Genomic DNA, 9,920 nt, shown 5'->3' with positions numbered 1-9,920 from the left:
GGATTGAATGAGAAATAAATCCAAGTATTTAAATTTGTTTATACTTGGATTTAAATGCTATAATTTTACTTTAAATTTTTAAAGGTTTTTTATGGCTGCTGATGATCAAGAAAAAACAGAAGAACCCACGTCCAAGAAAATAGAAGATGCACGGCAAGAGGGTAATGTCCCAAAAAGCCAAGATGCATCTGCTGTGGCTGTGCTTGTTATAGCTGTGCTTGTGGTGTTGTTTATGATGCCTTTTATAGGTGAGAGAATTAGTGGTTTATATAGGTTTTATCAAAGTTTTATAGGTATAGAACTTGATTTAAAAATTTTACAAAAAATTATTATAAAAACCATGATAGAAATGTTTATTATGGTTTTACCTATTACTCTAACAATTATGGTTGCAGGTGTGCTTGGAAATTTAATGCAATTTGGTTTTATTTTTACCACTAAGCCTATCACTCCAAATTTTAATAAAATTAACCCTATTAATGGTCTTAAAAATCTTTTTTCTTTAAAAAAAATCATTGAAGCTTTGAAAATTATTCTTAAAGTTGGAGTTGTTTTTGGTATTGCTTTTATTTTTTTATTACAATTTATGAAAGAGCTTCCTAGGGTAGAACTTTATACGATTTATCCACAACTTTTATGGCTTAGAGATAAAGCTATTATCCTTGCGGCTATTGTGATTATAGCTTTTTTGATTATAGGGCTTTTAGATGTACTGTTAGTAAGATATCAGTACTTTAAAAACTTACGAATGAGTAAGCAAGAAGTTAAAGATGAGTATAAGCAAAGCGAAGGAGATCCTTTGGTAAAAGGAAGAATTCGTCGTTTGCAAATGGAAGCAGCAAGACGCAGAATGGTGCAAGATGTTGCTAGTGCTGATGTGGTGATTACTAATCCTACTCACTATGCGGTTGCTTTACGTTATGATAGCTCTAAAGAAGCTGCGCCAAAAGTTTTAGCTAAAGGGGTGGACTTTTTAGCTTTGCGTATAAAAGATATGGCTTATGAGTATAATGTGATGATTTATGAAAATCCTCCTTTAGCAAGAGAGCTTTATAAAACTTGTGAAGTTAATGATCTTATCCCACCAGAGCTTTTTAAAGCAGTGGCAGAGGTTTTAAGCTTTGTCTATACTTCTAATAGACAAAAATTTGCTGATAGATTAAAATAAATTTAGCTTTTTAATCAAACTTATAATAGTCATAGTTATAGAAAGAGTGTAGATGCCTAAAAGTGCTATGCGGTGGGATTTGAGGTTGATTTTTTCCATGATTTTAATACCAAGATAAACCCCTAACATAGAACTAAGTCCTACTAAGCTTCCATTTTGTAAGACCTCTTTATCAATGATGTCATTATATACAAAAGAACTAATCCCTGAAATGGAAGCAAAAATCACAAAAAACAAACTAAGTGGCACTACTTTTTTGGTATCATAGCCTAAAAAATAAGCCAAAATAGGGGTGATTAAAAGCCCACCACCAATCCCTAAAGATATAGCAAAAATTCCTGTAAATATACCACAAATTAGCAAAATAGAATTTTTTAAGATATTAGAGTGGTTGATGTTTCCAATGGTGCTTTTTTGATTAAAAGCAAATTTTAAAAAGAATACAATACTCACACATAAAAAAATACTTGTTAAAGTTATATCTGAAAAATATGAGAGCAAAAGCCCGCTAAACATCGCACCTAAAAAGCCTCCAAATCCTATGATAAGCCCATCTTTTAAGATTAAATTTTTCTTTTTATAGTTTAAATAAGAACCAAAAATAGAAGCAAAAATCATTTGTACAACAGAAATTGCAACAGCATGGTGAGAGCTAAGCCCTAAAGTAAGCATGAAAGGAACGATAATCATACCACCACCTATGCCAAAAACCCCTGAAGCCATACCTGAAAAAATTCCTATAATCATATAAGGAAGTAAAGTTAAATCCATAATTTATAAACCTTTAAATAAAAATATTGTAACAAAATAAAATTTATTTAGCTTTAGAAAATATAATCATAGTCGATTTATGATGATTATAAAGATTTTTTGGAGTTAATATGAAATTTTGTAAAAAATGTGTTATGCCAGATACTAAGCCTGATTTGCATTTTAATGATGAAGGAATTTGTGATGCGTGTTGTTCGCAAGAAGCGAAAAACCATGAGATAAATTGGCAAGAGCGCGAAAAAGAATTTCTAGAACTTGTAAAAAAATATAAAAAACATCCCGTGTATGATTGCGTGATAGGAGTAAGCGGTGGTAAAGATTCTACCTTTCAAGTTTTAAAATGTCTTGAGCTTGGACTTAATCCTTTGTGTGTTTGTTTTGAACCAAGTATCCCTACTAAAATAGGTAAAAAAAATTTAAAAAATTTAAACAATCTTGGTGTTGATTTGATCCATATTAAAAGAAATCCTTTGGTGTATAAAAAATTAGCCCGCGAAGCTTTTATAAGAACGGGTGATAATGAATGGCAAAATCATTTAGGGATTTTTACTTGTGTTCCAAAGGTAGCTGTTGCTTTTGAAATTCCTTTGATTATTTGGGGGGAAAGTCCACAGATTGAATATGGTGGGCCAGCTAGTTCTAAAGAAAAAAACACTTTAGGTAGAGAGTGGCTTGAAGAATTTGGCGGACTTTTGGGTAATAGAATTTCTGATATGATTGGTGTTGATGGTATTAGAGAAAAGGATTTATATTTTTATACTTATCCAAGTGATGAAGAGCTTCAAAGAGTAGGAGTTACAGGGTTATTTTTGGGATATTATTTTAAATGGGATTATAAGTATAATTTAAAAATATCTAAAGAAAATGGCTTTAAAACTAGTACAAAACCAGTTGAAACTACTTATGAGAATTTTGAAAATTTAGATTGTTATTCAAACCATGTGCATGATTATTTAAAATACTGCAAATATGGTTTTGGAAGAGCTACGGATAATGCGTGCTTGGATATAAGACTTGGCTATATTAGCCGTGAAGAGGGCGTGAGACTTGTAAATAAATATGATGGAAAGCCACCTAAAAAGGCTATTAAGAAGTATTTGGAATTTAGTGGTTTTAGTGAAAAAGAATTTGAAAAAATTGTAGATTCTTATACTAATAAAAAGATATTTAAACGGGATGAAAATGGTAAATTCTTAAGAGATAGTGATGGGTCGTTGATAAAAAAAGATGAATTTGTTTTGAAATGATTTGTATTGTTGATTATCATCTTGGAAATTTTAAATCTGTTTTAAAAGCTTTTGAAAAACTTAATCAAGAAGTGATTATAAGTTCTAAAAAAGAAGATATAAAAAATGCTTCTAAATTAGTTTTGCCAGGTGTTGGATCTTTTAAACAAGGTATGGAAAATTTAAAAAAACTTGCACTAGATGAGCTTTTAAAAGAATGTGTTTTAAAAGATAAAAAACCTATTTTAGGAATTTGTCTTGGTATGCAACTTTTTGCTAGCAAAGGATATGAGGGCGGAGAGTGCGAAGGGCTTGATTTTATAAAAGCAAGGGTTTTGAAATTTGATTTAAGTAAAGAAAAATTACTGCATAGTGGTTGGGATGATTTGCAATTTAGTGACAAAAAAAGCAAGCTTTTTGATGGAATTTTAGAAAAAAGTGATTTTTATTTTGTGCATTCTTATTATGTAGAGTGTTTAGAGAGAGTGGATACTTCTTTTTGTGAGTATGAAAAACCTTTTTGTGCAAGTTTTGAAAAAGATAATATTTTTGCTGTGCAATTTCACCCTGAAAAAAGCCAAAATGTAGGTTTGAAACTTTTGGAAAATTTTGCAAATTTAAAGGCCTAATATGCTTAAAACAAGAATTATACCTTGCGTGTTATTAAAAGATCATCAGCTTGTAAAAAGTATCAATTTTTCTTCTTTTAGAACTATAGGGCATGTAATAAGCACAGCTAGGATATATAATGCTAGAAATGTTGATGAGCTTATAGTTTTGGATATCAATAAAAATGGCGTTATAGATTTTGAAAGCTTAGAAGATATAGCTAATGAATGCTTTATGCCTTTAACTATTGGAGGTGGGATTAGAACTTTAGAAAATATTAGAAAATTGCTAGATATAGGTGCTGATAAAATTAGTATTAATTCTATGGCTTTACAAAATCCAGATTTTATTAAAAAGGCAGCAAATACTTTTGGAAGTTCTTGTGTAGTATGTTCAATTGATGTTAAAAAAGACAAAAATAAATTTAAAGTTTTTAATAATGAAATTTTAGATATTGATCCGCTAGAACTTGCATTAAAATACGAATCTTTGGGAGCAGGGGAGATACTTTTAACAAGTGTTGATAAAGAAGGAAGTTCTTTAGGGTATGATTGGGGATTACTAGAGTATTTCAAAGGTAAATTAAAAATTCCACTCATTATCAATGGAGGGCTTTCTAAGCCCCAAGATGGGGTAAAAGCTATACAACATGGTGCGAATGCATTAGCAGGTGCTTTTATATTTCATTTTAGTCAATATACTCCAAATGATATTAAAAATCATTTACTAGAAAATGGTATTGCAGTCAGACTTTGTTAGTTGCATTTTTAAGATAGTTTCATTTTGGAATTTAAATTTATCAATTGTGTTAAATTTAAATATTTTATGCAAATTAACAACAAATGTATTATCGCAAAATACTTGTAATTGAAGAAATTGACGATTTTTTATTTTGAAAACATAATATATACCAATATGCTCCAAAATTCTACCTAACCCTGAAATTTTAGAAAAAGGATTTGCATAAAAACCAAATTCAATAGTATTATCAGAAATGATTTCAAAATTAATACTTCCAAGAATTTGTTTATTATAAATTACACAATAATAGTTTTTAAGAGTATTTTGTTTTAATTTTTTTATAAATTTTTTATGTTCGTATTTAGTAATATAATGTTTTTGATATAAATATTTTTTGATTTCAGGGTGATTTCTGTATAGTCTAATTTTTTCTTTTTCTTTGTGGTTTAGATTGATAAAATTTTTCAAAATAATATTTTCATTATGAATAAAGTTGAAAATAATATTTTTGTTGTTTATTTCATAGCTGATTAATTCATTAAGCCAATTAAAATTAATAGAAGATAATTTTTCAATAATAGGTTTTTGTATATATTTCAAATAAAGTATTTTTTTATGTTTTGTTATTTTTATAGGTAAATGTTTTAAATATAAATTTAAAGCTTTTGTGTTTTCTTTAAAAACACAAGCGTTTAAAGTTTGAACTTTTAAAACATTGAAAGCATAGTTTTTAACTTCTTGCATTAAAAGCTCACCTACACCTTTTTTTATGCTATAAAGCCCAAATTCACATGAATGGTTGGTTATGTTAATAAAATCGATTACACCTATGGTTTGTTTGCCATCATAAACTAAAAAATATTTTTTAGTTGTATCTGTTTTTAGGTTAGATAAAAAACTTAAATGCTCTTTTAAAGTTATATTTTGTGTTTTCATAAATTTAGCAATGCTTTCATCGTTACGCCATTTTAAAACAAGCTCGATTTCTTCTTGAGTTAAATGAATAAAATCTTTTAAAACTATCATATAAAATTCTCCACCTCATAACCTTTTTTAGTAAGCCAAACTGCAATTTTTTCTTGATTTTTAGCATAAGCTATGGCTTTAAAATTGGCTTTTAAAATCAAAGCTTCGTTGACTAATGAGCTTGCACTAATGATGAGTTTTTTGCTTTCATTCATTAATCTTGCAAGATTAGGATAATCTATTAGAATTTGCATATTAGAGTTTTTTTGGCTTAATTTTTGAAGCAAGTTTAGATGAGAATTTGCTTTTGTGGTAGCTATGATGATGGTTTTATTTTTGTTTAGTTTATTTGCTATATCAAAGGAAATGTTTTTTGGATCACTCCCTCCTATACAGATAAAATAATCATAAATTTTTTCTCTTTTTATTTTACTTTCTTGGTAAAACTCATCGCGTATTAGAGCATAGGAAAAGCCACATCTTAACTCACAATATTTTGGCACCAAATTTTCATAATCACTTTCTTTAGCATAAGCATTGACATTTAGTAAAATATCGCAAAAGTGTTCTTTTATCTCATCATCAAAACTGAGAATTTTAATTCCTGTTTCTAATTTTATGAGTTTTTCATCATCAGCGGTAATTTCATAACGATCAATGATTAAAAGATCAAATTTTTCCTTTTTGATGAGATTGATTAGCTCATATATGCTAGCACTTGTTAGTTCATATACAGGATAAGGAATTTCATCTATTAAAGAGCCTTTTAGTGGCAAACAAGCAAAGGATACATCTTGGTATTGTTTAGCTAGCAAAAGATCTCTTTTAATGTGCCCATGCCCTATAGTGCTAGAACTATCGCTTCTAAAAAGAACTTTCATTTGATTTTGTGTCCATATCCTCTTTGTATAATGGTTTCTTGCAGAGGAATTATACCTCTATGTAAGGCTTGTTCGTGAGCTTTGATATGAGCGATAATTAACTCAAGCCAGTCAATATGTTCTTTTATCCATAAAAGTGATTTGTTATATATATCATCTTCATTGATAGGGTTTAAAACATAAATTTTAGCAAGATTAAATTCAAATTGAGCAAGTAGTGGAGTTAAAGTTTCGTGTAATTCTTCCATACCTTTTAAATTTTCTATATATGTTTTAATTTCATCAATACTTTTAATCATATTTTTTATGTCTTCATCGGAGTGAATGTTTTGATAAGACCATTTTAAATCAGTTAAATAAGCTTTGATAGTATTGTTTAGAGTGTGACAATGTGTAATGCTTTTTTTGATTTTAGTGTAAGCTTTAAGCATTAATTCATTTTGTTTATTTGAAGTTGGATTTTCTAGTGAAATAAAAGGTTTTTTTAAATCTTTTGTCAAGAATTTTTCACATATTTTTTTAAAAGGTTTTTCTATAGCCCCTTTAATTCTAGCCCCACCTTCAGTGCAGTTATATACATTTGTTCCATAGTGGTTGAAGTATACAATATCACTTTCAAAATTTTGTCGGAATAAAGTCCAAACAACAGAACTTTGAACCATTCCTTTTCCTCCATAGGCTTCACATTCGTATTTTCCATAGTCTTTTTTATAGGTTTTATTTTCTATAGGGTAAATATGTCCATCTGAGTGCGATACTCCGTTGCTGCTGTATGCTAAGTCTTGTCCAATTAAAATAATATTTTTATGACCAAGATCGAATGCTAAACCAGAGGCCATGTTTGCTACACTGTACCCAGTGGCGAGATATCCGTAGGCATGTAGTTGCATAAAATATATAAAATTTGCATTAGTAGGCGAAATGAGAATATAGTTTCTATTGTTATTTTCAAGATATTTTATCGTATTAGAATGAGTGTATGATTTGATAACAAAAGTTATATCTTTATCAAAATCTCCAAAATTATTATTAAAAAATTCACTAGTTAAAGCTATTCTTTCTAAGGTTAAAACATAATCAGGTTTAATATTATGTTTGGCTAAGATAGGGTAGGCACTATCTGCACAAAATATAGTTGCTTTATTAGTGTATTGTTTTAACAAAGGAAGTTGTTTGGATAAACTAGGGCCAGTGGAAACAATGATGGCAGTATCGCTTAGATTTTTTCTTTTTTGTAAAAGTTCTTGATAACTTGGATGTGTTAGCATTTTAGGAAGATTATAAGTAAATTGCTCTACTCCTTGAAGGGCATCAGAGGGTAAATTCCCATATTTTAACACAGCTTTTTTTAAGTGTTCTAGCATGCTATTATTAACTTTTAATATATCTTCGTGATATCTTTCATAATAATTAGAATGCAGTTCTAAAAAATATGTTCTTGCAAAATTCAACATAGGTTGTTGATTGCATATTAATTCATAGTCCATTATTTTTAGACAATTTGTATTGACAATTACCAATCTTGCTGCTTGTAATTCTTTACTAAAATCTAGTATACTAAAAGCACTATGGATAATCTCTAAATCTTTTTCAAAAACAATAATAATCCTATGGTGAGGATTTTGCAAAAGAGCTTTATATAAAATTCCATTTCCAAATCCATAAAAATATAACACAGGATATAGACGATATTTTTCATTGTAAATTTTTAACATCGTGTTTAGTTCTTCTAAAGGGTTTTTATAAACTAAAGTATTATCTTCAGTATTTAAAAAATTTATATCTAAGTTATCACTACCTTGTATTATTTTGTATTTTGATTTTTTAATAGCTGATAAAGTTTCACTTAATTTTGTTTTTATGCTTTCGATGTTTTTTTGTAGCACAATACTTCCTTTTGTTATGTAGCTAAAATTATTTTTATTATACTTTAATTTTAGAAATAAAAAACTTATATTTTGCCTATGCAGTAACAGAAAAATTGAGAAATATTAAAAATTACTTAATTTTTAATATTTGTATATTGAAATTGATAAAGCATTTTAGCAAATTCTAAGTCTTCGAAAGTATCAATATCACAAATTTTATTCCTTGGAAGTAAAAAGGCTTTGGAATGAGGTTTGAATAAAAAATTTTCTTTTAACCATGCTTCTTTTTTGCCAAAGTAAAATGCGCCGCCATCATGATAAGCTTTAGTAAGATCTTGTGAGCGTTTATCATGATTTGCTTCATCAAACATGTAAACTTTATTTTGTTTATCAAGGTAAAAAGCTCTTTGTATAGGGTATTCAAACTCGCAAGCTGAAAATAAAAATTTACATTCTTCTTGTTTAAATTGCTCAAAAGCTTTTTGCAAGATAAACTCATCTATAAGTGGAGCAGTAGCGTATAAACAACACACATTTTCATAGACTTTGCCTTGTTTTTCTAAGGTAATAATAGCATCTTGGATTACAGCGGTTGAGCTTGCATAATCATCACTTAATTCTTTTTTACGTACAAAAGGGACTTTAGCGCCATATTTTAAAGCTACTTCGATGATTTCTTCATCATCACTTGATATGATTATATCATCAAAAATACCTGAATTTAAAGCACTTTTTATGCTATAAGTAATTAAAGGCTTTCCTAAAAAATCAATGATATTTTTTCTAGGAATGCGTTTAGAGCCACCGCGCGCAGGGATAATACAAAGATTTTTCATGATTTCTCTTTAAATTTATAAAAAAGTAAGTATAATTGAAATTTTATTTTAAAAGGCTTAATATGCTCATAAATCAAACTTATTTTATAGACTCTTGTGATGATGTAGAATTAAATATAAAAAGAGAAAGCAAATTAGAATTTCAGCTCATATATGATGATACAAGAGAAATTGAAGCTATAATGTGTATTGTCCAAGGACTTGGGGCTGATATAAGAGATCCTGTTTTAAAGTTTAATATGGAGTATTTTGCATCAAAGTACAATGTGGCAGTTTTGAGTTTAAATTATCATGGTATAGGCAACCGTCCTCAAACTGGTGCTAAGTGGTATTTAGATAATATTGATAAACTTATTTTTGATGCAAGTTTAAAAGCTCTTAATATAGAAATTCCTTATGATGTATCAAAGCTTAACACTTTTGAAGAATTTCACCCTGCTATGGATTATCTTAATAAGGCAATTCAAAAAAAGAAAGATAATTGGGATCTTAATAGAGATTATTACTTAGATTTAAGCGCGAGTTTGCAACTTACAAACAATGAATATCAAAATTATGGTATTATGCAAACAATTGATATGATAAATACTCTGCTTTATACAAAAACAAAGATTTTTAAAAACAATAATTTAAAAACTATTGTGGTAGGAGTTTCACATGGTGCATATATGGGTGTATTGTCTGCAAAAATAGCTCCATGGGCTATAGATGCAGTTATTGACAATTCTTCTCATGTGACGCTTGATGGAGATGCTTGGAGATATATAGGTTTTGGCAAGGAAGTTGATTATACTGAGTATTTTTGCTTTGGAACCTTTCACTATTTTAACAATATTAGGCTTTGTGCTTCTGAA

Annotated in this window: 9 protein-coding genes and 2 pseudogenes; 5 read left to right on the top strand and 6 right to left on the bottom strand. The window is 28.6% G+C overall.

What is annotated here, in order from left to right; translation table 11 throughout:
- Positions 1 to 91 precede the first annotated feature (91 nt).
- On the top strand, positions 92 to 1,168 hold the full coding sequence (gene flhB / locus L8V88_RS07815) for a flagellar biosynthesis protein FlhB (RefSeq protein ID WP_263727449.1): 1,077 nt from the start codon (positions 92 to 94) through the stop codon (positions 1,166 to 1,168).
- Here the strand turns inward: flhB and L8V88_RS07810 are convergent.
- Positions 1,160 to 1,939, bottom strand: a complete 780-nt coding sequence (locus L8V88_RS07810; protein ID WP_263727448.1) for a sulfite exporter TauE/SafE family protein — start codon at positions 1,937 to 1,939, stop codon at positions 1,160 to 1,162. The genes flhB and L8V88_RS07810 overlap by 9 nt on opposite strands.
- 110 nt (positions 1,940 to 2,049) lie before the next feature.
- Here L8V88_RS07810 and L8V88_RS07805 point away from each other — a divergent pair, with 110 nt between their 5' ends.
- From L8V88_RS07805 to L8V88_RS07795, 3 genes are read left to right on the top strand one after another with little or no spacing between them, the layout of a single operon-like run.
- Positions 2,050 to 3,186: an N-acetyl sugar amidotransferase gene (locus tag L8V88_RS07805; RefSeq protein WP_263727447.1), complete on the top strand. Its 1,137-nt coding sequence runs from the start codon at positions 2,050 to 2,052 to the stop codon at positions 3,184 to 3,186.
- On the top strand, positions 3,171 to 3,794 hold the full coding sequence (hisH, locus tag L8V88_RS07800; RefSeq protein WP_263727450.1) for an imidazole glycerol phosphate synthase subunit HisH: 624 nt from the start codon (positions 3,171 to 3,173) through the stop codon (positions 3,792 to 3,794). Before L8V88_RS07805 ends, hisH begins: the two co-directional genes overlap by 16 nt.
- A 1-nt stretch (position 3,795) precedes the next feature.
- A complete protein-coding gene (locus L8V88_RS07795; protein WP_263727446.1) occupies positions 3,796 to 4,533 on the top strand; it encodes a HisA/HisF-related TIM barrel protein in 738 nt (245 codons plus the stop codon).
- Here L8V88_RS07795 and pseH (L8V88_RS08030) read toward each other — a convergent pair.
- The 5 genes and pseudogenes from pseH (L8V88_RS08030) to pseF form a co-directional block, all read right to left on the bottom strand.
- Positions 4,501 to 4,968 (bottom strand): annotated as a pseudogene (pseH, locus tag L8V88_RS08030) (UDP-4-amino-4,6-dideoxy-N-acetyl-beta-L-altrosamine N-acetyltransferase); the annotation flags it as partial. The gene L8V88_RS07795 and the pseudogene pseH (L8V88_RS08030) sit on opposite strands and share 33 nt — an antisense overlap.
- A gap of 195 nt (positions 4,969 to 5,163) precedes the next feature.
- Positions 5,164 to 5,541 (bottom strand): annotated as a pseudogene (pseH, locus tag L8V88_RS08025) (UDP-4-amino-4,6-dideoxy-N-acetyl-beta-L-altrosamine N-acetyltransferase); the annotation flags it as partial.
- Positions 5,538 to 6,362 (bottom strand): UDP-2,4-diacetamido-2,4,6-trideoxy-beta-L-altropyranose hydrolase, encoded by an 825-nt coding sequence (gene pseG / locus L8V88_RS07785; protein WP_263727444.1) that lies wholly within the window; start codon positions 6,360 to 6,362, stop codon positions 5,538 to 5,540. The gene pseG and the pseudogene pseH (L8V88_RS08025), both read right to left, overlap by 4 nt.
- Positions 6,359 to 8,248 (bottom strand): motility associated factor glycosyltransferase family protein, encoded by a 1,890-nt coding sequence (locus L8V88_RS07780; protein WP_263727443.1) that lies wholly within the window; start codon positions 8,246 to 8,248, stop codon positions 6,359 to 6,361. The genes pseG and L8V88_RS07780 overlap by 4 nt, the downstream gene beginning before the upstream one ends.
- 116 nt (positions 8,249 to 8,364) lie before the next feature.
- Positions 8,365 to 9,066, bottom strand: a complete 702-nt coding sequence (gene pseF, locus L8V88_RS07775) for a pseudaminic acid cytidylyltransferase (RefSeq protein WP_263727442.1) — start codon at positions 9,064 to 9,066, stop codon at positions 8,365 to 8,367.
- Positions 9,067 to 9,128: 62 nt separating this feature from the next.
- On the opposite strand from pseF, the gene L8V88_RS07770 reads away from it, so the two are divergent.
- Positions 9,129 to 9,920, top strand: a 792-nt coding sequence (locus tag L8V88_RS07770) for a DUF2920 family protein (protein WP_263727441.1), incomplete at its 3' end; no start/stop codon positions are given.

This window comes from Campylobacter sp. IFREMER_LSEM_CL2101, from assembly GCF_025771825.1.
Taxonomy (GTDB): domain Bacteria; phylum Campylobacterota; class Campylobacteria; order Campylobacterales; family Campylobacteraceae; genus Campylobacter_D; species Campylobacter_D lari_C.
The sequence above is the reverse complement of the archived record's forward strand: the minus strand, read 5'-3'. Positions and strand labels throughout refer to the sequence as shown.

Excerpts from the sequence above, each read along its gene's own strand:
- L8V88_RS07810 (WP_263727448.1), bottom strand. The coding sequence starts at position 1,939 with ATGGATTTAACTTTACTTCCTTATATGATTATAGGAATTTTTTCAGGT.
- pseG (WP_263727444.1), bottom strand. The coding sequence starts at position 6,362 with ATGAAAGTTCTTTTTAGAAGCGATAGTTCTAGCACTATAGGGCATGGG.
- L8V88_RS07805 (WP_263727447.1), top strand. The coding sequence starts at position 2,050 with ATGAAATTTTGTAAAAAATGTGTTATGCCAGATACTAAGCCTGATTTG.
- flhB (WP_263727449.1), top strand. The coding sequence starts at position 92 with ATGGCTGCTGATGATCAAGAAAAAACAGAAGAACCCACGTCCAAGAAA.
- pseF (WP_263727442.1), bottom strand. The coding sequence starts at position 9,066 with ATGAAAAATCTTTGTATTATCCCTGCGCGCGGTGGCTCTAAACGCATT.
- L8V88_RS07795 (WP_263727446.1), top strand. The coding sequence starts at position 3,796 with ATGCTTAAAACAAGAATTATACCTTGCGTGTTATTAAAAGATCATCAG.